21 protein-coding genes are annotated in these 24,897 nt (G+C 71.3%); 15 read left to right on the top strand and 6 right to left on the bottom strand.

Annotated features, from left to right (window positions below):
- Positions 1–349: 349 nt before the first annotated feature.
- The 7 genes from ABD978_RS35865 (at position 350) to ABD978_RS35835 (ending at position 7,891) form a co-directional block, all read left to right on the top strand.
- Entirely contained in the window at positions 350–1,162 is an 813-nt protein-coding gene (locus ABD978_RS35865; RefSeq protein WP_345364627.1) for a sirohydrochlorin chelatase, read from the top strand.
- A complete protein-coding gene (locus tag ABD978_RS35860) occupies positions 1,159–2,340 on the top strand; it encodes an ABC transporter substrate-binding protein (RefSeq protein WP_345364625.1) in 1,182 nt (393 codons plus the stop codon). Before ABD978_RS35865 ends, ABD978_RS35860 begins: the two co-directional genes overlap by 4 nt.
- A 9-nt stretch (positions 2,341–2,349) precedes the next feature.
- Complete coding sequence (locus ABD978_RS35855; RefSeq protein WP_345364623.1) at positions 2,350–3,405, top strand: ABC transporter ATP-binding protein; 1,056 nt, start codon at positions 2,350–2,352, stop codon at positions 3,403–3,405.
- Positions 3,406–3,494: 89 nt separating this feature from the next.
- Positions 3,495–4,697, top strand: coding sequence for an ABC transporter substrate-binding protein (locus ABD978_RS35850; RefSeq protein ID WP_345364621.1), 1,203 nt, complete (start codon positions 3,495–3,497; stop codon positions 4,695–4,697).
- A complete protein-coding gene (locus ABD978_RS35845; protein WP_345364619.1) occupies positions 4,697–5,587 on the top strand; it encodes an ABC transporter permease in 891 nt (296 codons plus the stop codon). The genes ABD978_RS35850 and ABD978_RS35845 overlap by 1 nt, the downstream gene beginning before the upstream one ends.
- Before the next feature lie 19 nt (positions 5,588–5,606).
- Positions 5,607–6,413, top strand: a complete 807-nt coding sequence (locus tag ABD978_RS35840) for an ABC transporter permease (protein ID WP_345364617.1) — start codon at positions 5,607–5,609, stop codon at positions 6,411–6,413.
- Between the two features lie 47 nt (positions 6,414–6,460).
- Positions 6,461–7,891, top strand: a complete 1,431-nt coding sequence (locus tag ABD978_RS35835; RefSeq protein WP_345364615.1) for a gamma-aminobutyraldehyde dehydrogenase — start codon at positions 6,461–6,463, stop codon at positions 7,889–7,891.
- Positions 7,892–7,993: 102 nt separating this feature from the next.
- On the opposite strand, the gene ABD978_RS35830 is transcribed toward ABD978_RS35835, so the two are convergent.
- Together ABD978_RS35830 and ABD978_RS35825 are read right to left on the bottom strand one after the other, a co-directional pair.
- A complete protein-coding gene (locus tag ABD978_RS35830; protein WP_345364613.1) occupies positions 7,994–8,515 on the bottom strand; it encodes a GNAT family N-acetyltransferase in 522 nt (173 codons plus the stop codon).
- A 214-nt stretch (positions 8,516–8,729) separates the two neighbouring features.
- Positions 8,730–9,590 (bottom strand): aldo/keto reductase, encoded by an 861-nt coding sequence (locus ABD978_RS35825; RefSeq protein WP_345364611.1) that lies wholly within the window; start codon positions 9,588–9,590, stop codon positions 8,730–8,732.
- 224 nt (positions 9,591–9,814) lie between these two features.
- On the opposite strand from ABD978_RS35825, the gene ABD978_RS35820 reads away from it, so the two are divergent.
- On the top strand, positions 9,815–10,741 hold the full coding sequence (locus ABD978_RS35820) for a LysR family transcriptional regulator (protein ID WP_345364609.1): 927 nt from the start codon (positions 9,815–9,817) through the stop codon (positions 10,739–10,741).
- Between the two features lie 30 nt (positions 10,742–10,771).
- On the opposite strand, the gene ABD978_RS35815 is transcribed toward ABD978_RS35820, so the two are convergent.
- On the bottom strand, positions 10,772–11,341 hold the full coding sequence (locus ABD978_RS35815; protein WP_345364607.1) for a GNAT family N-acetyltransferase: 570 nt from the start codon (positions 11,339–11,341) through the stop codon (positions 10,772–10,774).
- 44 nt (positions 11,342–11,385) lie between these two features.
- Here ABD978_RS35815 and ABD978_RS35810 point away from each other — a divergent pair, with 44 nt between their 5' ends.
- A complete protein-coding gene (locus ABD978_RS35810) occupies positions 11,386–11,892 on the top strand; it encodes a DinB family protein (RefSeq protein WP_345364605.1) in 507 nt (168 codons plus the stop codon).
- Between the two features lie 101 nt (positions 11,893–11,993).
- Here ABD978_RS35810 and ABD978_RS35805 read toward each other — a convergent pair whose 3' ends face one another.
- Positions 11,994–15,221 (bottom strand): ATP-binding protein, encoded by a 3,228-nt coding sequence (locus tag ABD978_RS35805; RefSeq protein ID WP_345364603.1) that lies wholly within the window; start codon positions 15,219–15,221, stop codon positions 11,994–11,996.
- 191 nt (positions 15,222–15,412) lie between these two features.
- Between ABD978_RS35805 and ABD978_RS35800 the strand changes: the two genes are divergently transcribed.
- Entirely contained in the window at positions 15,413–16,930 is a 1,518-nt protein-coding gene (locus tag ABD978_RS35800; RefSeq protein WP_345364601.1) for an FAD-dependent oxidoreductase, read from the top strand.
- A 166-nt stretch (positions 16,931–17,096) separates the two neighbouring features.
- Here the strand turns inward: ABD978_RS35800 and ABD978_RS35795 are convergent, their stop codons facing one another.
- Positions 17,097–17,963, bottom strand: a complete 867-nt coding sequence (locus ABD978_RS35795) for a patatin-like phospholipase family protein (RefSeq protein ID WP_345364599.1) — start codon at positions 17,961–17,963, stop codon at positions 17,097–17,099.
- Positions 17,964–18,095: 132 nt separating this feature from the next.
- Between ABD978_RS35795 and ABD978_RS35790 the strand changes: the two genes are divergently transcribed.
- The 5 genes from ABD978_RS35790 to ABD978_RS35770 all read left to right on the top strand — a co-directional run bounded on the left by ABD978_RS35790 (position 18,096) and on the right by ABD978_RS35770 (position 22,971).
- Positions 18,096–18,965 carry an AAA family ATPase gene (locus ABD978_RS35790; protein WP_345364597.1) on the top strand — a complete coding sequence of 290 codons (870 nt, stop codon included), beginning with the start codon at positions 18,096–18,098 and terminating at the stop codon, positions 18,963–18,965.
- 15 nt (positions 18,966–18,980) lie between these two features.
- Entirely contained in the window at positions 18,981–20,336 is a 1,356-nt protein-coding gene (locus tag ABD978_RS35785; RefSeq protein ID WP_345364595.1) for a vWA domain-containing protein, read from the top strand.
- Positions 20,337–20,435: 99 nt separating this feature from the next.
- The gene (locus tag ABD978_RS35780; protein WP_425550805.1) at positions 20,436–20,945 is read left to right on the top strand and encodes a DUF1360 domain-containing protein; all 510 of its coding nucleotides are present in this window, start codon (positions 20,436–20,438) and stop codon (positions 20,943–20,945) included.
- A gap of 256 nt (positions 20,946–21,201) precedes the next feature.
- On the top strand, positions 21,202–22,290 hold the full coding sequence (locus ABD978_RS35775) for a baeRF2 domain-containing protein (RefSeq protein ID WP_345364593.1): 1,089 nt from the start codon (positions 21,202–21,204) through the stop codon (positions 22,288–22,290).
- A gap of 21 nt (positions 22,291–22,311) precedes the next feature.
- A complete protein-coding gene (locus ABD978_RS35770) occupies positions 22,312–22,971 on the top strand; it encodes an HAD family hydrolase (RefSeq protein ID WP_345364591.1) in 660 nt (219 codons plus the stop codon).
- Positions 22,972–23,040: 69 nt separating this feature from the next.
- Here the strand turns inward: ABD978_RS35770 and ABD978_RS35765 are convergent, their stop codons facing one another.
- Positions 23,041–24,732: a cholesterol oxidase substrate-binding domain-containing protein gene (locus ABD978_RS35765; protein WP_345364589.1), complete on the bottom strand. Its 1,692-nt coding sequence runs from the start codon at positions 24,730–24,732 to the stop codon at positions 23,041–23,043.
- Between the last annotated feature and the right edge of the window lie 165 nt (positions 24,733–24,897).

Raw genomic sequence — 24,897 nt, 5'->3', positions numbered from 1 at the left:
AGCACGCGGCCGACCCGGGAGCGGGACGACCGCCGACTGACATCTGATCCCACTCGTCGGTCCTTAGATTGCACCGCGACAGGCTCGACTTTCAGTGAGGCGGGAGAAACACCGTGTGAACGCGCGAGACTCTACTAGACATCACGGCGCACACTGGCCGCCTCTGTAAATATCGGGCATCAAACACCCGGCGCCTTCAGGGGGAGAAACGCGTGTTCAACGCCGAATAACTGCAGGTAGGGGCGCATTTATCGGCCCAAGGCTCTCGGGTCGGTCCGAGAACTGGATTTCGGACGATCGGTGACAAGGGCTCCGCATCCTCCTCCGGACACCCCTAGAATCCGCGATCGTGATCCATGACGACCAGCCCCCGGAGACGCTCCCCGTACGTGGACGCTCGCCGCTACCCGGCGGGCGTCACCGCCGGCCGGGCAGCGGCGATCTTCCCCCCGACGCCCCGGTCCTCGTCCTGGCGGTACCCGGGACGGTCCCGGACGTCGGCAACGAGATCGCCGGGCTCATCCGCACGTCCCGTTCCGACATCGACATCCGGGTCGCCGCCATCGGCGGCCCCGCGCTCGCGGATAACCTGCGGGGCCTGCCCGAGGGCCGCTCGGCGGTCGTGGTCCCGCTGGTCACCGGCCCGCACCCGCAGACGTACCGCGACATCAACGCGGTGGTCGCGGAGACCGGCGCGCGGGTGACCGTCACCGATCCGCTCGGCCCGCACCCCCTGCTGGCGGAGGCGCTGCACGTACGGCTCGCGGACAGCGGCCTGGCGCGCGCGGACCGGATCCGGCAGTTCAGCATCGGCGCGTCCGTCGACGGCGTCATCGTCGCCACGGTCGGCGGCGACCCGGCCGTCCGTGAGGCCGACATGACCGCCGTCCTCCTCGCCGCCCGGCTCGCCGTGCCGGTCGTCGCCGCGTCCATCGACGGCCGCCCGACGGTCGCCGACGCGGTGGGGCGGCTGCGCGAGTCCGGTGGGCAGCGCATCGCCATCGCCCCGTTCGTCGTCGGACCGGAGATCGACTTCGAGCGCCTCGCCAAGCTCGCCAGCGACGCCGGCCTCGGCTGCGCCGAGCCGCTGGGCGCCCACTCCTCGGTCGTACGCCTCGTGAACCTGCGCTATGAGGTCGCCCTGGACGAGGAGATGTCATGAAATTCGGATCACTCACCAGGCTCGCGTGCGCGGCGGCCGTCGTCCTGGCCGTGGCCGGCTGCGGCGGCGATTCGGGCGGGAACAAGGCCGCGTCGGTGCCGCACGTCGCCACGCAACAGGAGATCGGGCCTTCCGAGGGAAGGCTCAACCTGGTGATCTGGGCGGGATACGCCGAGGACGGCTCCACCGACAAGCACGTCGACTGGGTGCATCCCTTCGAGAAGAAGACCGGCTGCAAGGTCGCCGCGAAGGTCGCCGACACGTCCGACTCGATGTACGCGCTGATGAAGACCGGGCAGTACGACGGCGTCTCGGCCTCGGGTGACTCGTCGCTGCGGCTCATCTATGGCGGCCTCGTCGCGCCGGTCAACACGAACCTGCTGAAGAACTACCGCGACATCCCGTCGTACCTGAAGAACCAGCCGTACAACTCGGTCAAGGGCCAGATGTACGGCGCGCCGCACGGCTACGGCGCGAACTACCTCACGTACCGCACGGACAAGATCCCGAACACGCCGGCGTCCTGGAGCATCGTCTGGGACTCGGGCACCGCCGCCACCGACCACGTCGTCGCGTACGACTCGCCGATCTACATCGCCGACGCCGCGCTTTACCTGAAGGCGCACCGCCCGGATCTCAAGATCAACGACGTGTACGAGCTCTCGCAGAAGCAGTTCGACGCGGCCGTCGACCTGCTGAAGAAGCAGCGCCCGAACGTCAACCAGTACTGGTCGAACTACCTGGACGAGGTCGAGGCGTTCAAGGCGGGTGACAATTACGCGGGCACGGCCTGGCAGGTGACCGCCAACCTCGCCAAGGCGGAGAAGGCCCCCATCGGGACGACCATTCCGACGGAGGGCGCCACCGGGTGGTCGGACACCTGGATGGTCGCGTCGCACTCCGAGCACCCGAACTGCATGTACAAGTGGATGAACTGGATCCAGTCCCCCAAGGTGCAGGCCGCGGTGGCGCAATGGTTCGGTGAGGCCCCCGCCAACCCGAAGGCCTGCAAATACGCGGCCAAGGGCTTCTGCACGCAGTTCCGGGTGGGCGACGTCGACTTCTATAAGAGGCTTGCGTTCTGGAAGACTCCGGTCGCAGACTGTGGTGATTCTCGCGGAACGAGTTGCGTCGACTACTCGAAGTGGACGGAACTCTGGACGCAGATCAAGGGATAGATGACTCAGATGAACACCGAAGAGCCCGGCGTTTCCGCCGCGGTCGCCCTCCGCGCGGTACGCAAGACCTTCGGAGAGGTCGTCGCCGTCGCCGGTGTCGACCTGGAGATCCAGGACGGCGAGTTCTTCGCCATGCTGGGCCCCTCCGGATCGGGTAAGACGACGGTGCTGCGCATGATCGCCGGCTTCGAGACGCCGACCTCCGGGGAGATCCGCCTCGGGAACCGCGACGTGACGAAGCTGCCGCCCTTCGAGCGCGACGTCAACACCGTCTTCCAGGACTACGCGCTGTTCCCCCATATGAACGTCCTGGCCAACGTCGAATACGGCCTCAAGGTGAAGAAGGTTCCGAAGGCCGAGCGCCGCGAGCGCGCCCTGACGGCGCTGGCGTCCGTCCGCCTCGAGGGCTTCGAGGCGCGCAAGCCGGGCCAGCTGTCCGGTGGTCAGCGGCAGCGCGTGGCGCTGGCACGTGCGCTCGTCAACCGCCCCAAGGTGTTGTTGCTCGACGAGCCGCTCGGCGCCCTCGACCTCAAGCTCCGCGAGGAGATGCAGGTCGAGCTGAAGGCCATCCAGCGGGAGGTCGGCATCACCTTCCTGTTCGTGACGCACGACCAGGAGGAGGCACTGACCATGGCCGACCGGGTCGCGGTGTTCAACGCGGGCCGGATCGAGCAGGTCGGGTCGCCCGCGGAGGTGTACGAGAAGCCGGCGTCGGCGTTCGTCGCGGGGTTCGTCGGCACCTCGAACCTCATCGAGGGCGAGGCGGCCCAGTCGATACTCGGCCGGCCGGGCGTCTACAGCGTCCGGCCGGAGAAGCTCCGCGTCGATACGGATCTCGACGCGGAGCTGCCCGAAGGCGAGCACTCCGCGACCGGCACGGTCGCGGAGGTCGTCTACGCGGGGGCGGCAACCCGGTTCGTCGTCGACCTCGACGCCGGGGGCCGGTTGGTGGCACTGCAGCAGAACCTGCAGTCCTCCTCGATGGACGTGTTGAAGCTGCGCGAAGCCCGGGTCAGGCTCGCGTGGCGTCGTGAGCACGAGTTCGCCATCCCCGGTCCGACGTGATCTCGGCCGGTCACCGCCCGACCGGCCGGCTCACCGCGGCCTGAGCCGCGGTCTTCCCCGAGAAAACCCCCCATCTGATCGGAGTTTCCATGCGCGCCACGCGCCTCGCGCTCGTCGCGATGGCCGCCGTGTCCCTTCTCGCCGCGGGCTGCGGCGGCAACAGCGGCAAGTCCCACCATGGGACCGGTGCCGGAGGGTTCACGCCCCCGAACATTCCCGCGCTGCAGTCGCTCGGTACGGGCGAGGGCCAGGTGAACCTGGTCTCCTGGGCCGGCTATGTGGAGGACGGCTCGAACAACAAGGACCTGGACTGGGTCCACCCGTTCGAGCAGCAGACCGGCTGCAAGGTGAACAACAAGGTGGCCGGCACGTCGGACGAGATGGTCAGCCTGATGAAGACCGGGGAGTACGACGCGGTCTCCGCCTCGGGCGACGCCTCGCTGCGTCTCATCGCCGGGGGCACCGTCGCCCCGGTCAACACGAGCCTGGTCCCGAACTACGCCGACATCTTCCCGGACCTGAAGAACAAGCCGTGGAACTCCGTGAACGGCAAGATGTACGGTATCCCGCACGGCCGTGGCGCCAACATGCTGATGTGGCGGACCGACAAGGTGACGACGGCGCCCGACTCCTGGAGCGTGGTCTTCGACCCGAACTCCCCGTACAAGGGCCACATCACCGCCTACGACTCGCCGATCTACATCGCCGACGCCGCGCTGTACCTCATGTCGACCCAGCCCGCCCTGGGCATCAAGGACCCGTACGCGCTGGACCAGAAGCAGTTCGACGCGGCGGTGAACCTGCTCAAGGAGCAGAAGCAGCTCGTCGGCGAGTACTGGTCGGACGCCACCAAGATCCAGCAGTCGTTCAAGAGCGGTGACACCGTCCTCGGCACGACCTGGCAGGTCATCGCGAACGGGCTGACGGCCGACAAGACCCAGGTCCAGACGACGCTGCCCAAGGAGGGCGCCACCGGCTGGTCCGACACCTGGATGGTGGCGGCCAACGCCAAGCACCCGAACTGCGCCTACAAGTGGCTCGACTGGGTGGTCTCCCCGAAGGTGAACGCGCAGATCGCCGAGAGCTGGGGCGAGGCGCCGGCCAACAGCAAGGCCTGCGCGCTGACCGATGACAAGAAGTTCTGCGACACCTACCACGCCGCGGACGCGCCGTACTGGACGAAGGTCCACTACTGGAACACGCCCATCACGCAGTGCATTGACGGACGCACGAACGTGAAGTGCGTGGACTACGCCAAGTGGACGCAGGCCTGGACGCAGATCAAGGGCTGATGAGCACCACTGTCACGCCCGGCGGGCCGGTTCGCCGGCTCGCCGGGCTGTTTCACCGCAGGCCGTACCTCCGGCTGGCCGCGCTGCTGTCCGCGCCGCTGCTCTGGCTCGTCGTGGCGTACCTCGGGTCCCTGGCGGCGCTGTTCGCCGCCGCGTTCTGGACGACGGACGACTTCACCGGCGAGGTGGTCAAGCAGTTCGACCTGGGCAACTTCCAGGAGCTGTGGAACCAGAGCGTCTACCGGACGATCACGCTGCGGAGCGTCGGCGTGGCCGCGGCGGTCACCGTCGTCGACGTCGCGGTCGCCTTCCCGATGGCCTTCTACATGGCCAAGATCGCTTCGCCGCGGGCCCAGCGCTGGCTGGTCATCGCGGTGCTGACGCCGTTGTGGGCGAGCTACCTCGTCAAGGCGTACGCCTGGCGGATCATGTTCTCCGGGTCCGGGGTGCTGAGCTGGATCCTCGACCCGTTCGGGATCCACGGCCCCGGGTACGGCCTGCCGGCCACCATCGTGACCCTGGCCTACCTCTGGCTCCCGTACATGATCCTGCCGATCTACGCGGGCCTGGAGCGGCTGCCGAACTCGCTGCTGGACGCCGCGGGCGACCTCGGTGCCCGGACCTTCCGGACGTTCCGGACGGTGATCTGGCCCGTCGCCATCCCGGCGGTGATCGCTGGATCGATCTTCACGTTCTCGCTCTCGCTCGGCGACTACATCACGGTGAAGATCGTGGGCGGCAAGAGCCAGCTCATCGGCAACGTCGTCTACGACAACATCGGCGCCGCCAACAACCTGCCGTTCGCCGCGGCCGTCGCGACCATCCCGGTGGTGATCATGGTGATCTACCTGGTCGCCGTACGCCGCACCGGCGCGCTGGACAACCTCTGACCGCCCGGAGACACCTGCAATGACCTTGTCACGAGGCGCGCGGATCGCGCTCCGGGCCGGGATGATCCTCGGCCTGGCCGTCATCTACGTGCCGCTGTTCGTCGTGCTCGTCAACTCGTTCAACGCCGACAAGGCGTTCGCCTGGCCGCCCTCGCACCTGACGGGGCACTGGTGGTCGACGGCGTGGGACAACGGCGGCGTGCGCACGGCGCTGTGGACGTCGGTCAAGGCCGGGCTCGGGGCCACCGCGGTGGCCCTCGTGCTCGGCACGATGGCGGCGTTCGCCGTGCAGCGTTACCGGTTCTTCGGCCGCGACACGGTGTCGCTGCTGGTCATTCTGCCGATCGCGCTGCCCGGCATCGTCACGGGCATCGCGCTGAACAACGCGTTCCGCACGGTGCTGTCGCCGCTGGGCATCCAGCTCGGCCTGTTCACCGTCGTCGTCGGCCACGCGACCTTCTGCGTCGTCACCATCTTCAACAACGTGCTGGCCCGGCTGCGCCGGCTCGGCACGCGCGTCGAGGAGGCGTCGGCCGACCTGGGCGCTGACACCTTCCAGACCTTCAGGTACGTTACTTTTCCGCTGCTGCGTTCCGCGCTGCTGGCCGGCGGGCTGCTGTCGTTCGCGCTGTCGTTCGACGAGATCATCGTGACGACGTTCACGGCCGGGGCGGGAGTGCAGACGCTGCCGATCTGGATCTTCAACAACCTGTTCCGGCCGAACCAGGCACCCATCGTCAACGTCGTGGCCGCCGCGCTGATCGTGCTGTCCGTCGTTCCGGTGTACCTCGCCCAGCGGGTCTCCGGGGACACCCGCGGCCTGTAGCCCCGGTCGCCGAGACAACGCCATGACTCCAGGAAGGACCGCCCGCAATGAAGCGCACCGTCCGTAACTTCGTGAACGGCTCGCCGGCCGACGCGGCCGACGGCCGTACCGCGGATCTGATCAGCCCCGTCACCGGCGAGGCGTTCGGCACGGCACCGATCTCGGGGCAGGCCGAGGTCGACGCGGCGTTCGACGCCGCGTCGCGCGCGTTCGAGACCTGGCGCGACACCACGCCCGCCGAGCGGCAGCTCGCGCTGCTGCGCATCGCGGACGCCATCGAGGCCCGCGCCGACGAGCTGGTCGCGCTCGAGTCGGAGAACACCGGCAAGCCGATCGGCCTGACGGCGTCGGAGGAGATCCCGCCGATGGTCGACCAGATCCGGTTCTTCGCCGGCGCGGCGCGGATCCTGGAGGGCCGCTCCGCCGGGGAGTACATGGGCGGCCACACCTCCTGGATCCGGCGCGAGCCGATCGGCGTGTGCGCGCAGGTCACGCCGTGGAACTACCCGATGATGATGGCGGTCTGGAAGTTCGCGCCGGCCATCGCCGCGGGCAACACGGTCGTGCTCAAGCCGTCCGACACGACCCCGGTGACGACGGCCGCGCTGGCCGAGATCGCCGCGGAGTTCCTGCCGCCGGGCGTCTTCAACGTCGTCTGCGGCGACCGTGACACCGGACGCCTCCTCGTCGAGCACCCCGTCCCGCAGATGGTCTCCATCACCGGCTCGGTGCGCGCCGGCACGGAGGTCGCCCAGTCGGCCGCCGGCGACCTCAAGCGGGTGCACCTGGAGCTGGGCGGCAAGGCGCCCGTCATCGTCTTCGACGACGCGGACGTCGAGGCCGCGGCCCAGGCGATCGCCGAGGCGGGCTACTTCAACGCCGGCCAGGACTGCACGGCCGCGACCCGGGTGCTCGCCTCCCCGCGCGTCCACGACGACTTCGTCGCCGCCCTGACCGAGCAGGCCGCCCAGACCCGCACCGGCCTGCCCGACGACGAGGACGTCCTGTACGGGCCGCTGAACAACGCCGTGCAGCTCGACCGGGTCGCGGGCTTCATCGACCGGCTGCCCGACCACGCGTCCGTGACCGCCGGCGGCTCCCGCACCCGCGAGCAGGGCTTCTTCTACGAGCCGACCGTCGTCTCCGGGCTGCGCCAGGACGACGAGGCCGTGCAGCAGGAGATCTTCGGCCCGGTCATCACCGTGCAGCGCTTCTCCGACGAGGACGAGGCGGTCCGCTGGGCCAACGGCGTGAAGTACGGCCTCGCCTCCTCGGTGTGGACCCGCGACCACGGCCGGGCGATGCGCGTCTCGCGGCGGCTCGACTTCGGCTGCGTCTGGATCAACACGCACATCCCGCTCGTCGCCGAGATGCCGCACGGGGGCTTCAAGCACTCCGGGTACGGCAAGGACCTGTCGATGTACGGCTTCGAGGACTACACCCGCGTCAAGCACGTGATGTCCAACATCGAGGCCTGATCCTCGACCCGCACGGCGACGCCGCCGACCCCGTCATGGTCTCCGTGACGAGGTCGGCGGCGTCGGCGTATTAGTGATCTACAATGTAAAGGCAGTGGCCGGTCAGGCTTCGAGCTCGTGACGCAGGACGCTGTAGACGAGCACGTCGCGCCAGGCGCCGTCGCGGAACGCGTAACCGCGGAGCACGCCCTCGCGGGTGAAGCCGGCCTTCTGCAGCGCCCACTGCTCGGCCGCGTTGGTGACCTCGGTGATCGCCTCGATCCGGTTGACCTGCGTGTGCGCGAACAGGTACCGCACCAGCGACCGCTGCGCCTCGGTGCCGTACCCGAGACCGCGCACTTCGGGCCGCATGGCGACGCCGATGTTCCAGCAGTACGACGTGCGCGCCGTGGGTTGCCTGCGCCACGAGACGAACCCCAGCCGCTCGTCGCCGCGCACCGCCATGAGGACGCCGCCGTCGTCGTCCAGCATGCCGTTCTCCTCCCAGCGCCTTCGGTAGCGCCACTGCTCGGACCAGCCGAGCCAGCCGTGCTCGCCGGTCGCCTCCGGATCACCCGTGAGCCTCTCGATCACCGCCAGGTCATCCCGGTTCACAGGCCGCAACCGCAGCTCGTCATCGCCCATGGCGGCAAAGCTTAGGCTCGCCGCCGAACGGCAACAACGGCGCGATCCCGCCCGGAGCGGGGAAGACCGCGCAGGAGCCGTCTCCCCGCGCCGACCGGACCGCGCCGCCCCGTCTCGGCGGGACCTCCGAGACGGGGCGGCCTTCTCCGGCCGGCGGCCTGGACCGACCGGTTCCTCACGGCGGGCCGCCGGCGGGACAGGCCGCGCCGGCCGGTCAGGCCGCGTCGAGCTCGGCGAGTTCCTCCGGCGTGAGCTCCAGGTCGGCCGCGGCCACCGAGTCGCGGATCGTCTCCGGGCGGCTGGACCCCGGAATCGGGACCACGACCGGGGACTTCGCCAGCATCCAGGCCAGGCAGACCTGCTGCGGGCTCACCCCGTGCGCCTGCGCGACCCGCCCGAACGCCGAGTGCGCGCTCCCCAGGTCGCCCGCCTTGGGGATGCCGCCGAGCGGGCTCCAGGGCAGGAAGGCGATGCCGAGTTCGTCGCACAACCGCAGCTCGGGCTCGCTGCTCCGGAACCTCGGCGAGAACTCGTTCTGCACCGACGCCAGGCGGCCGCCGAGGATCTCCTGCGCCTGACGGATCTGGTCCGGATTCGCGTTGGAGATGCCGGCCATCCGGATCTTCCCCTCGTCGAGAAGGTCGCGGATCGCTCCGACGGACTCGGCGTACGGGACGGCGGGGTCCGGCCGGTGGAACTGGTACAGGCCGATGGCCTCCACCCCGAGCCGCTTCAGCGACGCCTCGCACGCCCGCCGCAGGTGCTCGGGCGAGCCGTCCCGCGCCCAGCCGCCGTCCGCCGTACGCGTGTGACCGCCCTTGGTCGCGACCAGCACGTCCGAGGCGTCACCGCCGTACGAGGCCAGGGCCCCGGCGATGAGGGACTCGTTGTGCCCCACGTCGTCCGCGCCCAGGCTGTACGCGTCGGCCGTGTCGATGAGGGTCACCCCCGCGTCGAGGGCCGCGTGGATGGTGGCGATGGAACGGCTCTCCTCCGGCCGCCCATCGATGGACATGGGCATCCCCCCGAGTCCGATCGCGCCGACCTGGACATCGCCGATCCGGCGAGTGCGCATGAGAAAACCTCCGAGACATCCTGCGTGAGAAACGGCCGTCGTCGCGCGCGGCCCCGCACAGGGGTGCGATGACGCGCGGCGACCCCGGCCCTCATACCCGCGAACCGGCGGGCATGCCCCGACCGGGCGACCCTTTGAACCTTGCTCGTTAAACCTTGCTCGCCCGGGGCACCGGGTGTCCAACAGAAGAAACCGATGAGATCAAGCAGCTAGAGTGCTCAATCGTGGAACTGCGGCATCTCGAGTACTTCCTGGCGGTGGCCGAGGAGGCGCACTTCACCCGCGCCGCCGAACGCCTGCACCTGGCCCAGTCCGGCCTGTCCGCGTCGATCCGCGCGCTCGAGCGGGAGCTCGGCGCGCCGCTGTTCATCCGCAGCACCCGCCGGGTCGAGCTGACCGAGGCGGGCCGCGCCCTGCTGGCCGAGGCCCGGCGTACCCTCGCCAGCGTCGCCGCGGCCCGCAACGCCGTCGCCGCCGTCCAGGGCCTCCTGCGCGGCACGCTCTGCATCGGCGCGGAGCAGTGCCTGGGGGTCGTCGACCTGCCCGCGGTGCTGTCCCGATTTCGGTCCTCGCACCCCGGCGTCGAGATCCGGCTGCGCCAGGCCGGCTCCGCCCACCTCGTCGAGGAGGTCCGGGCCGCACGCCTGGACCTGGCCTTCGTGGCGACCGCGACGGACCCGCCGCCGGGAGTCACCCTGACCTCGCTGACGACGGAGCCGATGATGGTCGTGTGCCATCCGGACCACCGGCTCACCGCCTGCGACGCGGTGGACTGGTCGCAACTGGAGGGCGAGTCCTTCGTCGACTTCCACGCGGACTGGGGATCGCGCCAGGTCACGGACCGGGCCTTCGAGGCGGCCGGCCTGCGCCGGCGCGTCGCCCTGGAGGTCAACGACGTGCACAGCCTGCTCGACTTCGTCGGGGCGGACCTAGGCGTGGCCCTGGTGCCCCGGCGGATCGCGTACAAGAAGAAAGAGAACGTCCGCGTCCTGCCGCTGCGGGACACCCCGCCGTCCTGGCGGGTGTCGGTCGCGGTGCCCACGGACGGGCCGACGAACAACCCGGCGTCCCGCGCGCTGCTCGACATCCTCGGCGAGTCCCTCTGCCTGCCCACCGCGGCGCCCCCGCTCCCGGAGCCCGCCACGACCTGACCCCGGCCGTATCTCGAGCCGCGAGAGAGACTACGGGGCAGTGCTGACCGAGGCGTGGGGGTCAGAAGGGCCCATGCCCGCGCGCCACTCGTCTTCGAGGATGCCGAACACCTCGGAGTCCCGCCAGCCATCCCGGATCAGCACGGTGTGACGATGCCGCCCTTCCCAGGTCATGCCCAGCTTGGCCAGCACCCGCGCCGACGCGACGTTCCGCGGGTCGCAGGTGGCGAAGATCCGGTGAAGTCCCAGTCGCTCGAAGCCATGGGAGAGCAGTTCCCGCCCGATCGCCGTGCCCACACCACGACCCCACGCGCGTGGGTGCACCACATAGCCGATCTCGCCTCGGCGCTGCTCGAAGCTTCGGACACGCAGTTCGCCCATGCCGACCGCGTCCCCGCCGATACGGGCCACATAGGCGAACCTCTTCTGGGGCACCTGCGACCACGCCTCGCCCGCAGCCGCCACGAACGCCCGCGTCTGCTCCTCGGTGTTCGGCCCCCAGAGCTGGAACCGGCAGACCGCTGCCTGGGAGGCCCAGGAGTGCACGGCTCCCCAATCGGCGAGCCCGATCCTGTCCAGCGACACCGAGAGCTGCTCCATGCCCCCTGATCTTGTCAGACGGCGCCGTACGGCAGAATTCCGCCATGACCGTCGACCGGATCGCCCCGCCAGTCATCGGGGGAGAGCGCGAGATGCTGCGCGCCTTCCTCGACTTCCACCGTGCGACGCTCGCGATGAAGTGCGAGGGCCTGTCCGACGACGACCTGCGCCGCGCGTCGGTGCCGTCCTCGACACTGTCCCTGCTCGGCCTCGTACGCCACATGGCCGAGGTCGAGCGGACCTGGTTCCGCATCGTGATGAACGCCGAGGACATCCCTCTCGTGTGGTCGGACGAGCGCGACTACCAGGTGGCGTACGACGCGAGCACGTCGACGCGGTCGGAGGCCTTCGCGGCCTGGCAGGCGGAGGTCGAGCACGCCCGCCGGATCGAGGAGGCCGCCGAGTCCCTGGACGTCACCGGCTACCAGCCCAGGTGGGAGGAGGACGTCTCGCTCCGCCTGGTGATGCTCCACCTGATCCACGAGTACGCCCGCCACAACGGCCACGCCGACCTCATCCGCGAGGCCATCGACGGCACCGTCGGCGTCTGATTCCCGTACTCCTGGACGCGGCGATCGACGACGCTCTTCTCAGTCTGCCCGTCGCCCCTCGCCCATCCGTTCCAGGAGACCGAGGAGGCGCCCGGACGTTGTCACCGGCGCAGCCGGGCCGGGTCGACTTCGGTCACGGCCATCCTCGCGTCCAGCTCCCAGCCCTTTCCGTACGCCGCGGCGAAGGCCTCCTCACCCAGCGCGGCCCGCCCTCGACGGGTCAGCTCGCGAACCTGCCGATCGGTGCGGTCGTGAGCGCCGCGCAGCCGGGAGGCGGCGCCGAGCAGGACGGCCGACTCGTGATGCCGCCCCTGCGCCTCGGCGAACGCGGCCGCGGTCACCGCCACCAACGCCAGGATCGGCAGGTCCCGGGTCTCCAGCGCCGCCGCGTACGCCGTCTCCAGCGCTCTCTCCGCGCCGGCCAGGTCACCCGTCTCCAGGCAGAGCGAGGCCCGTACGCTTCCGGCCAGCGTCCGCGCGTGGTCACCGGGGAACGCGGTGTCGCCGTGCAGACCCCGTTCGGCGTGGTCGAGCAGGTCCCGCGCCCGCTCCAGGTCGTCGAACCGCACCCGGAAGGCGGCCTCCCACGCGTCGACCAGAGCCGGCATCTCCGGCGAGTTGGCGCGCAGCGCCCGATCCCGGGCCGAGTCGATCTTCGCGATCGCCAGGTCGGTGTCGCCGCGCCGTAGATGCAGGTCGACCCAGCGCAGGTCGCTGAACACCTCGTCACCGAGGCTGAGCGAGCCGAACTCACCGGCCAGCGACCGGGCCTCGCGCAGGTCGGCCAGCGTGCCGTCGAGGTCGCCGTCGTACTGGCGAAGCTGGGCGCGCATCGGCAGCGCGATGGCCTGGCCCCAGCGGTCGCCGACCTGCCGGAAGCAGGCCAGGGCCGCCTCCACGTCGGTGCGCATCTCGTCGAGCTCGCCCGAGTTCTCGGCGGACTGGGCCCGGAACATGCGGGCCAGCCCGGACAGCCACACGTCGTCGCCGTCGGCCATGCGATCGATGAGCGCGAGCGTGGTCTTCTCCGCCCGGAGAAACGCAAGCGGGAGCGCGGTGAGCGCGCCATACGGGCCGGGCAGCTCCGGGTACGCGAGCAGCCGGTCGGCCAGCTCACGCATCCGGGCCTCGTCGTCCGCGGCCTCGTCGGCGGACACCCCCGGCCGGGTGACGACCCGGTTGATCAGGCGGATCGCGTGGGCGCAGTCGCGGTCGGGCGTCGGCTCGCCGCCGGGCACCGCCAGTGCCTCGCCCAGCCAGTAGGCCGCGTCGGAGTGCCGGCCGAACATCTGCCAGTACCAGGTCAGGTCCAGGGCGAGAGTGACCGCGCCGGAGGCGGCGCCGGTGTCGCACCGTCGGCGCAGGGCGGCCAGCGCGTTGTCGTACTCGGCGCTGATGACTCGGATCGCCGCCGGCTGGCCGGGCCCGCGCAGCCGCAGGTCGTACCGGGCCATCAGCTCGGCGAAGTAGTCGGCGGCCAGGTCGCGGACGGTGCCGAGGTCGCCCGTCTCGGCCAGGCGGTCGGTGCCGTACTCGCGCAGCGTCTCCAGCATGCGGTAGCGCCCCGGGTCGGGTGCGAGCTGCAGCAGTGACCGGTCGACCAGGCCCGCGAGCAGGTCGGGAATCTCGGCGGCCGGCACCGCGGTGCCGGCGCAGACCGCGGCGGCCGAGGCCGGCGTGACGCCGCCGGGCAGGATCGAGACGCGTTCGGCGACCGTACGCTCGTCCTCGCTCAGCAGCTCCCAGCTCCAGGCGATGACCGCGCGCAGCGTGCGGTGCCGGGGCAGCGCGGTGCGGCTTCCGGTGGTGAGCAGCCGGAACCGGTCGGACAGCCCGTCGGCCAGCTCGGGCAGCGACAGCGTCCGCAGCCGGGCCGCGGCCAGCTCCAGCGCCAGCGGCATCCCGTCCAGGCCGCGGACCACCCGCCGGACCTCGGGCAGCGTCGTCTCGTCCACGTCGAAGCCCGGGCGCACGGCCGCGGCCCGCTCGGTGAACAGGCGTACCGACGCCGCCTGCCTTGCCTGCTCGACGCCGTCGTCCGGCCCGGGCAGCGCGAGCGGGCCGAGCGGCACCAGCGCCTCGCCGTCGACCGCGAGGGGCTCGCGGCTGGTGGCGAGCACGCGCAGCCCGGGGCATCGGGACAGCAGTGCCGCGACCAGGTGGGCCACGGCGTCGATCAGGTGCTCGCAGTTGTCGACCAGCAGCAGGCTCTCCCAGCCGCCGAGCCGGTCGACGAGTATGTCCAGCTCGTCGCCCTCGACCCGCATCCGGGCCTCGAACATCGCGCCGCCGCGCAGCCCGATCCCGGCGAGCACGGCCGCGCCGACCTTGGCCGGCTCGGTCACCGAGGCGAGGTCGATCATCCAGGCGCCGTCGCGGTACTCGTGGTGGCGGCGGGCGGCCTCGACGGCAAGCCGGGTCTTGCCGGCGCCGCCGGGACCGAGCACGGTGACCAGGCGCCCGGCGGCGAGCAGCGTGTCGATCCGGGCGAGGTCGTCGTCGCGCCCGATGAAGCCGGTCAGCGGTGCGGGCAGGTTACCCGGTCTGGTCCGCGCGAGGTCGGCGGTCGGAGCGGGACGCTCGGCGCGCAGGAGGCGCAGGTGCCGCTCGCGCAGTGCGGCGCCCGGGTCGGTGCCCAGGACGTCGGCCAGGTTCTCGCGGACCCGCTCGTACAAAGCCAGGGCTTCGGCCTGGCGACCCTGGGCGGCGAGGGCGTCCATGAGCAGCGCGGCCGCCCGCTCGTGGACGGGGTGTTCGGCGAGCAGGGCGGTCAGGCGGGCGGCGGCCGCGTCGGCACGGCCCAGGGACAGCTCGGCGGCGGCGAGGTCGGCGACGACCTCGACCGAGGCGTGGGCCAGCCGGGTCGCGGCGGCGGACGCCACCGCGGCGACGGCCGTGGGCTCGGCGCCGGGACGGTCGCCCCACAGCGCCACGGCCTCGCCGAGCACGGCCGCCGCGGCATTCGGGTCGCCGGCGCGTAGCCGGTCACGACCGGCGGCGGCGAGTTGCTCGAATCGCAGCGCGTCCACGTCGGCCGCGTCCACGGCCAGCCGGTAGCCGCCCGCGACCTGCGCGACGTCGCCGGCCGAGCCGAGGGTCCGGCGCAGTCGCGAGACGAGGGCCTGCAGGGCGTGGGCGGGGCCGGCCGGCGGGTCCTCGGCCCAGATCGCGTCGACCAGGACGTCCGGGTCGACCGCACGTCCGCCGGCGAGCGCCAGCCGTACGAGCAGACCCCGCAACCGCGTGCCCGGAACGGGCAGGGCGGCACCACCGCGAGAGGCCTGAAAGCCACCGAGCAATGTGACACGAAGCCGCGCATCCCCGCCCATCTCCCAATCTTCGCGCGCGCCCCTGCGGGTTCCAAAATCACGTCAGGACCCACGCCTTCTCCGGCGGGACGGGAGTGTCAGTGCCGTGCGCGCCCCCATGTCAGCGCCGTGTGCGTCCCGTGTGAGCGGCTCGCCGCAGTCTTTGCGTGCCTGAGGAGAACAGGACGGCGAGCTTCAGAAGGGACGTTCTCGTGCATGATGTAGTGATCGTGGGCGCCGGCCCGGTTGGTCTGTTCCTCGCCTGCGAGCTTGGCCTCGCGGGCTGCTCCGTCCTTGTGCTGGAGCGGGATCCGGAGCCCCATTCCCCGTGGAAGGCGAACCCACTGGGAATGCGGGGCCTGTCCGCCGCGTCGGTGGAGGCGTTCCACCGCCGCGGGATGCTGCACCCGCTGCTTACGGCGTCGGGGGTCGACGTCGATCCCGGCGCGAACGCCGACGCGGACGAGCCGCCGGCCCCTCGTGGCGTGGGCCACTTCGCCGGCATGATGCTCGATCCGGCCAGGGTCGATCTCGCCGCCCTGCCGTTCCGCCTCGCCGGCCCGGCGCTGGACGGCGTGATGACGAACCTCGAAGCGGTCGAGACGGTGCTGTCCGAGCGGGCCGCCGCGCTCGGCGTGGAGGTCAGGCGCGGCGTCACGGTCTCAGCCATCGCGCAGGACGACGAGACCGTGGTCGCGCGAGTCGGCGAGCAGGAGTACGCGGCGCGCTGGCTCGTCGGCTGCGATGGCGGACGCAGCGCGGTGCGCGGGCTCGCGGGCTTCGACTTCGTCGGCACCGAGCCGCAGTTCACCGGCTACGTCATGCTCGCCGCCATCGCCGATCCCGAGAAGCTGCGCCTCGGGTTCAACCTGACGCCGACGGGCATCTACCTCCGGCCGCCCGCGAAAGAGTACGTCGGCATGCTGGATTTCGACGGCGGCGCGTTCGATCGCTCGCAGCGGCCGACCCGCGAACATCTCCAGTCGGTCCTGCGCCGGGTATCCGGCACCGACGTGACGCTGAGCGACGTCCATCTCGTCTCGACCTTCACCGACCGGGCGAAGCAGACGACGACCTACCGGCAGGGGCGCGTCCTGCTCGCGGGCGACGCCGCTCACATCCACTCTCCCCTCGGCGGGCAGGGACTCAACCTCGGCATCGGCGACGCCATGAACCTGGGTTGGAAGCTCGCGGCGACCGTGCGCGGGTACGCGCCGGACGGACTCGTCGACAGCTACCCCCGCGAGCGCCATCCGGTCGGGGCGGCGGTGCTCGACTGGGCGCGCGCCCAGGCGGCGGCCATGAGGCCGGACCCGTATGCCCACGCGATCCACGGAGTGATCCGCGACCTGATCGGGACCCGCGACGGAACCACCTACGTGTTCGAGCGAGCCTCGGGATCGTCGATCCGCTACGACCTCGGCGGCGAGCAGCCGCTGGTGGGGCGCAGCGCTCCGGACTTTCGTCTCGGGGACGGCACTCGCCTCGGCGACCTGATGCGGGACGGACGAGGTGTCGCGCTCGACTTCAGCGTCGACCGACGCCTGCACGGTCCGGCGATGGGCTGGGAGAGCCGGATCCGGTATGTGGCCGGACGGGCGAGGAACGACCTGGGATTCGGGGCCGTGCTCGTCCGGCCCGACGGCATGGTCGCCTGGGCGAGTGATCGCGACCCTGATCGTGAAGCGTTCGAGCGGGCCGCCGCCCGTTGGTTCGGCACTCCGGCGTGAAACCCCCTTCCCCCGGCGGACGGCGTGCACCCGACGCCGGCCGGTCACGCCGCACTCGCGGCCGTCTGGCTGCGCCTGGTCGCCTGACCGTGGCTCGCGAACCCGTGCCGGGGCGTCCCAGGCGGCCGCGCGGCTTGCCGGCCGCGCGGCGGTCCGGTCCGGTTTCCTAACCGGCCGATCGCCATCCGTCGGCGGTGCGGTCGGCCTCGCGGCGGCCCTGGCCGCGGCCCGCGTGGGCCGCGGCCTCCCGGACCGACGGATCGAGGGGGTTGGTGCCCATCGCGGCGAGGGACGCCTCGTCGGGGTGGATGACGGTGACGGTGGAGCCCCGGTGGCGCAGGGCCTCGACGTTCTCGCCCAGCCCGCCGCCCCAGGGCGGAACCGGGGAGCCGGCCGGCATGGGGGACACGATCAGCACGCGGTCGTATCCCAACGCGAGGTCGGCGTTCTCGTTGGAGTGGGCGCCGCCGTCGACGTACCGGCGGCCGTCGATGGAGGCCGGGGGCCAGATTCCGGGTACGGCGCAGCTGGCCGCGACCGCGTCGACCAGGTCGACGCCGGACTCGGGATCGAAGATCCGCCGCTCACCCGTCTCCGCGTCGACGGCGACGATGGCGATCGGGCGTTCCGGCCAGTCGAACGACGGCAGACGTGACGCGATGGCCTCCTGCCGTTCCTTCTCCGGGACCGTGGGAACCTCCCGCGCCCAGGCACCGACACGGCGACGCATCTCCAGGGCGTCCTCCGCTCCCGCGATGACCCCTGCGATCGTCGTGACGTAGGTGGGCAGATCAAACTCGGCGGGGATCTCCCGTGCCTGCAGCGCGGGGTCGACCTGCCGCCGGAACAGGTCCTCCAGCGGCAGGCCACTGCTCACCTGGGCGGTGACGGCCGATCCGGCCGACGTCCCGACGATCAGATCGGCGCCGAGTAGGTCGACGCCCGCGTCGGCCAGGCCCACGAGCACGCCCGTCTCCCAGGCGATCCCCGCCACTCCGCCACCGCCGAGGACCAATGCGCGTCGTACGGTCATGTCCCTATCCTGGCGATTCGGCCACACTGTGCGCACCGGTCCCCACGGTGATCGTTCTCACGGGATTCGAGGGGCGAACGGCGTGGGGTAGGTTCGAACGCGGTTCGGTTCGTTCTCTGGCCTGGAGCGTAGATGACCTTCAGCTCGCCCGTCGACGTCCGTGAGGGTCTCGCGGCCGTGGACTACCTGGCCGACGACGCGATCGCCACGACCGTCTACCTCGCCGCCGCCCTCGGCAAGCCGCTGCTGGTGGAGGGCCCCGCCGGAGTGGGCAAGACGGAGCTGGCCAAGGCCGTCGCCGCCATCACCGAGGCACGGCTCGTACGGCTCCAGTGCTATGAGGGCCTCGACGAGGCGCGCGCCCTCTACGAGTGGAACTACAAGAAGCAGCTCCTGCGCATCCAGGCTTCCGGCGACCAGTCGTGGAGCGCCACCCACGACGACATCTTCAGCGAGGAGTTCCTGCTGGAACGGCCGCTGCTGACCGCGATCCGGCGCACCGATCCGACGGTCCTGCTGATCGACGAGATCGACAAGGCGGACGTCGAGGTCGAGGGGCTGCTCCTGGAGGTGCTGTCGGACTTCCAGGTGACCATTCCCGAGCTGGGCACGATCACGGCGGCGCGCCGGCCGTTCGTCGTGCTCACCTCCAACGCGACCCGTGAGCTGTCCGAGGCGCTCAAGCGGCGCTGCCTCTACCTGCACCTGGACTACCCGTCCCCGGAACGCGAGCGCGACATCGTACGGGCGCGGGTGCCCGGCATCGACGAGGCCCTGGCCGCCAGGCTCGCCCAGGTGGTCGCGGTCCTGCGCGAACTGGAGCTGAAGAAGCCGCCGAGCATCGCCGAGAGCGTCGACTGGGCCCGTACCCTGCTGGCGCTCGGCCTCGACCGGCTCGACGGGGAGGAGATCGCCGCCACCCTGGGCGTCGTCCTGAAACACCACTCAGACCAGGAACGCGCGCGCAAGGAGGTCGTCGCCGGCGATGCCGCTCCTCGATGAGATCCGGGAGGCCTGATGGCGCTGCTGGACCGGCATCTCGGGTTCCTCGGGGCGCTGCGGGAGGCGGGTCTGCCCGTGTCGCTCGCCGAAGGGCTCGACGCCGCTCACGCCCTGGCGACGATCGACCTGGCCGAGCGCGAGTCGCTGCGCGCGGCGTACGCGGCCACGCTCGTCAAGCGGCAGGCGCACCGGGAGGCGTTCGACACGCTGTTCGAGCTGTGGTTCCCGCCGGTGACCGGCAGTCCCGAGGAGGCCCGGGAGCGTCCCGCGTACGACGATCCGGAGGTGCGGCGGCTGCGCGACGAGCTGAGCCGCCTCCTGCTGGAGGGGGACGACGGCCTCCTGCGGGACTTCGCCCGTAAGGCCGTCGGCGCGTACGGGCGCGGGTCCGGCGGCGGAGGCGGCGGAAGCCCGTGGTTCTCCTACCAGGTGCTGCGGACGCTGTCCCCGGAGACGCTGATGGCCGGGCTGCTGGCCGCCGTGCTGACCGAGCGCGGCGGCCTCGACGAGAAGGTCGCCCGCCGGACGTTCACGCGCCGCATCGAACGTTTCGAGAGGTTCGTCGCCGAGGACGTACGGCGGCGGATCGCCGAGGACGCCGGAGCCGAGAAGGTCGCGCGCGGCACCGTGCGGCAGCCGCTCGAACAGGTGGACTTCCTCCGGGCGACGCGCACGGACCTGGCCGCGATCCGGCGGGAGATCCAGCCGCTCGCCCGGCGGCTCGCCGCCCGTCTCGCCCATCGCCGGCGGCACGGCAGGAACGGGCGGCTGGACTTTCGCAGGACCGTACGCGCGTCACTGTCGACGGGCGGCGTCCCCCTGACCACGCACCACCGGCCGCCCCGTCCGCACAAGCCCGAGCTCGTCGTCCTGTGCGACGCCAGCGACTCGGTCTCCTCGTTCGCGCACTTCACGCTGCTCCTGACGTACGCGCTGCGCGAGCAGTTCGCCCGGGTGCGGGCGTTCGCGTTCATCGACGACCTGGATGAGATCACGAAGTTCTTCGCACCGGGCGCGGACGTCGTGGAGGCGATGACCCGTATGACCCGGGAGGCGCGCCTGGTCTGGATCAGCGGGCACAGCGACTACGGGCGCGCGTTCGGCGTCTTCGCGGACCGGTACGCCGACGCCATCACACCGAAGACGTCCCTGCTGATCCTGGGGGACGCCCGGAGCAACTACGGATCGCTCAACCTCGAGACGGTCGAGCGGCTGGCCGGGCGGGCCCGGCACGCGTACTGGCTCAACCCCGAGCCCGTCCGGGACTGGGACACCGGAGACTCGGCGGCCTCGGCGTACGGGGCGGTGGTGCCGATGCGCGAATGCCGCAACCTGGCCCAGCTCGCGGACTTCGTCGAGTCGCTGGCGTGACGCCCCGGCCGCCGGGGAGGTAGGCGGTTCGGGGCGGGTTCTCCGGGTAGCTCCTTCGCCTGTCGGACGAGACAACGCCGCGATCAAGAGGAGCTTTCCGTGAACTCGGTGATCGAGACCGTGAAGGAGAACGAACGCGAGTACAGCCAGGGTGAACCGCGGCCGCTGAAGTCCTACGCCGGCACGCTCGCCGTCTACGGCATGGCCGTCGGCGCCGCCACGGTGATCGCCCGGTTGACCGGGCGTCGGGCGCCCCGCTTGGGCGTGCGGGACGTCGCCCTGATGGCCGTCACGACCCACAAGGTGTCCCGCACGCTCGCGAAGGACACGGTGACGAGCCCGCTGCGGGCGCCCTTCACCCGGTACAAGGGGACGTCCGGTCCGGCCGAACTCGCCGAGGAGGTACGGGGCAAGGGCGTCAAGCACGCGATCGGCGAGCTGATCACCTGCCCGTTCTGCATGGCGCAGTGGGTGGCCACCGCGTACACGGTCGGGATGACCTTCGCGCCGGACGCGACCCGGCTGGCCGGTGCCACGATGACGGCCGTGGCGGGCGCCGACTGGCTCCAGCTCGCCTACGCGCGGCTGCAGCGGGCCGCGGAGGACTGAGGCGAACCACGCCCGGAGCCGCGCCCGCCCGGAGTCGCGCCCGCCCGGAGGCGGGCCTGCATCAAGGCGCGCCTGCACGGAGTCGCGCCCGGCGCTCGCGGGCCGCGGCGTGGCCGTGGCCGACGGCCTGATCACCGCGAATGGACGCGGTCGGTCGCCGCTCGGATACGCGCCGCCATCGCCGCATCGGAGAGCCCTCCGACTTCGGCTGGGCGAATCGTGGGTTTGGGACAGCCTCGGCGGGTAGGCGGCCAGCATGGACGTTAGCTTCCTCAAGTCGCTGTACGACAGCTCAGGACCGTTCGCCTCCGTCTACCTGGACATCAGGCGGATCACGGAAGACGCTCCGAAGGCCATTGAACTGCGCCGCAAGGCCCGGCAGCGGGAGCTGGTCGACCAGGGAGCCCCGGCCACGATGATCGAGGCGATGGTGCGGCTCGTCGATGAGGAGAACACCCGGCGTGAGTCCGGCACCCTCGCGATGTTCGCGGCGGACGGCGAGGTCGTCCACCACGAGGTGCTGCCCGGGGCGCCGCGCGTCGAACTGGCCAAGTACGCACCGCTGCCCCACGTCAAGCCGCTGCTCGCCCAGCGCGGGGAGCCGATGGCCTACCTGTCCGCCACGGTTGACCGGCTCGGCGGCGAGCTGACCTGCGTGTCCCGGGACGGCCATCGCCGCGTCATCACCGTCAAGCCGGAAGAGGACTTCCCGGTGCGCAAGGTCAAGGCCGGGGACATGTTCCGGCAGGACAAGCAGCAGCGGGCCGCCGAGGAGGTCTGGCGGACCAACGCCAAGAAGGTCGCCCACGAGATCGCCGTGGCCGTCGACGACTGCGGCGCCGAACTCGTCGTGCTGGCGGGCGACATCCGTGCCCGCAAGGCCGTGCAGGGGGAGCTGCCCGAAGCGGTGCTGGCGCGCCTGGTCGACGCCGGCGGAGTCGGCCCGTCACTGGACGAGGAGATCGCCCAGGCCGTCGAGCACAAGCGCGAGGAGCACCTCGCGGCGCTGCTCGGCCAGTTCGACGAGCAGCTCACCAAGGGGCGCCGGGCGGTCGACGGCCTGGAGGCCGTGACGGACGCCCTGCGCAAGGGCCAGGTCGCGACCCTGTTCCTGGAGGACCGGCCGGACTCACCGGCCACGCTGTGGACCGGTCCGCACCCGACCGACGTGGGGACCTCGGCCGACCTCCTTCGCGAGCTGGGCGTCGCCGACCCCGTCGAGGACCGCGCCGACGCCGCGCTGATCAGGGCGCTGGCGGGCACGGACGGGGATCTGCAGCTGCTGCCACCGGAGTCGCTGCGCGCGGACTCCGGGGTCGGGGCGCTGCTGCGGTACGTGGACTGACCGGCCGGGGAGACACGCTCGATGACCGAAGCGGTGATCTTCGACGTCGACGGAACGCTCGTCGACACCAACTACCTGCACGCCGTGACGTGGTGGGAGACGTTCCGGCAGCACGGCCACGAGGTCGACATGGCCGCCGTGCACCGGGCGATCGGGATGGGGTCCGACAAGCTCCTCGACCAGCTGCTGCCCGAGGATCGTGATCGCGACGGCGACGAGGACGTTCGCGCCGGGCACAAGACCCTCTACCGCCTGTTCTGGGAACGGTTGCGCGCCTTCGAAGGCGCGGCCGACCTGCTGCGCGCCTGCGCCGCGCGCGGCCGGAAGGTCGTTCTGGCCAGTTCCGCGGACGGGGACGAGATGAAGGCGCTGCTGGCCGCCCTCGACGCCGATGACGCGATCAGCGCCGTGACCTCCTCGGCCGACGCGGAGCAGAGCAAGCCGGCCCCGGACATCGTGCAGGTCGCTCTCGAACGCGCCGGCGTCCAGGCCGACCAGGCGATCTTCGTCGGTGACACGGTCTGGGACGTCAAGGCGTGCGCGCGCGCCGGCCTGCCGTGCGTCGCGGTGCTGTCCGGGGGCATCGGAGCGGACGAGCTCCGGGAGGCCGGCGCGGTCGCCGTCTACGACGGAACGGCGCACCTGCTACGGGAGCTCGACGACAGCCCGCTCGCCGAGTGACCCGGCCCGTCCGGGGCGGCGTCGCCCGTATCGGGGGGTTCATCCCGCCGATACGGGCGACGCCGGTCCTCAGGGCAGGAGCGTGTCCAGGAACGTGTTGCTGAACACCCGGTAAGGGTCGTAGCCGTTCAGCGTGGTCCGCGCGGCGTCGAAACCGTCGCCGGCCGCCTGGCCCGCGTTCACGGCGTTCCGGATGGTCGAGGTGAGCATCGTCGTGTCGGCCCACGCCGCGCTGTTCGTGATCGCCCACGCCTTGGACCACTCGGGCCGTACGGTCGCGTACGAGCCCGTGTAGTTGGAGAAGATCCACTGCTCCATCTCGCGATAGAAGGCGTTGCACTGTGGCGTGCCGGGGATGGTCCCCATGTCGAGCCAGACGCAGACGTCCCACTCGGGATGGTCGGGCCGGGGCCGTACGGACGACAGCTGCGGCGAGACCGCGCCGCTCACCCCCGACTCCGCCGGCTGGTCCAGGCCGGTCACCCGGATCTCGACCGGGCCGTTCATCGGGTACTGCCCCTGCGCCTTGTAGGCGTTGACCCGCGAGACGTACTGGGCGTAGAACTCGCTGACCACGCGCTGGATGTTCGCCCGCGCGGTGAGCACGGCGAACCCGGCCTCGACGATCCGCAGGGTGGTCGGCTGTACGTACAGCAGGGTGTTCTTCGACCAGCCCCAGACGTCCCAGGTGCCGGTGGTGATCAGGCCCGAGCCGACGATCGACATCTCGAGGTTCTCGAAGGTCGGCGTGACGGAGACGTTCCCGCCCACGATCTGCTCGATGTAGTCGGACTGCTGCTGATTGATGAAGTTGGCGAACGTGTAGTTGTACGGGGCGGTCACCTGCTTGGACAGGAGCGGCTTGGTGGGGCTGAGCGACCAGAGTTTGATCCAGGGCACGGTCGTGAACGGGAACCAGATCACCTCGATCCGCCCGCATCCGTTCAGGAGGCTCGCGAAGGAGTTCGAACCGGCCGTGGCCGGCGCGGCGAACACGTCCGTGGCCTGGATGTCGTACCGGCTCTGGCACCGCAGGCGCTGGTTCGCGCCCACCTCCAGGGTGACCTCGGTGACGAACGCCCGGCCGAGATGGGCCAGGAACGCCTTCATCGCGGGGTCGGTCCGGGTGAACGTCCGCAGCGTGAACGCGCTGCCGTTCCACACCACGGCGGTGAGGGACCGGATGAGGTTGCTCAGTGAGCCGTAGCTGGTCCCGGCGAGCCGGCTCTCACCCTGGGCGGGGATCGCCGAGCCGTGCGCGTTGATCGCGAGGACGCCGCCGAGCGTGATGTCCCCGGGCGCCGGGATGGCGGTGAACCCCAGGCCGGCGGACTCGAGCGTGGCGAGCAGGGCGTCCATCGTGACGCCGGTCTGCGCGGTCACCGTGGCGGAGCCGACGCTGACGGACGTCAGGTGCTGTGTCGTGTCGACGAGGATGACCTTGCCGACGTTGGCGCCGTTCGGCACGAGGATCGGCGACCAGTTGTGTCCCATGCCCTTCGGCCGGACGCGGTAGCCGTTCGCTTGGGCCCAGTTCGCGACGGCCACGACGTCGGCCGGGGTGTTCGGCGCGCACGTCAGGGCGTCCGCGATCGTGATCTCTTCGGACCAGTTCTGGTACGCCTGCCGGTACAGCGGCAGGGGGAAGCCGGGCAGCGTGTCGGCGCGGGCGGGGACTCGGAAGGCGGGGAGCCAGGTGAGGGCGGCCGCGCCCGCGGCGGCGAGCAGGCCGCGGCGGGAGAGGTGGGACGAGGATTCCATGGGGTGCTCCCGGGGGGAGCGGCGGTCCGTGGCGGCGGGCCGCCGGAAAGCAGCGAGAAGGCGGCGGGTGCCGGCCGGAGGCGTCCCGCCGGGGTGACTCCGCCGCGGACGAGGCCGGAGCCGTCAGGGCACGTGAGCGTCAACGCTTGCGCCGGTTATACGGCG

The sequence above is a fragment of the Actinoallomurus liliacearum genome (assembly GCF_039542035.1).
Taxonomy (GTDB): Bacteria; Actinomycetota; Actinomycetes; order Streptosporangiales; family Streptosporangiaceae; genus Actinoallomurus; species Actinoallomurus liliacearum.
This window is presented reverse-complemented; position numbering and strand designations above follow the sequence as displayed.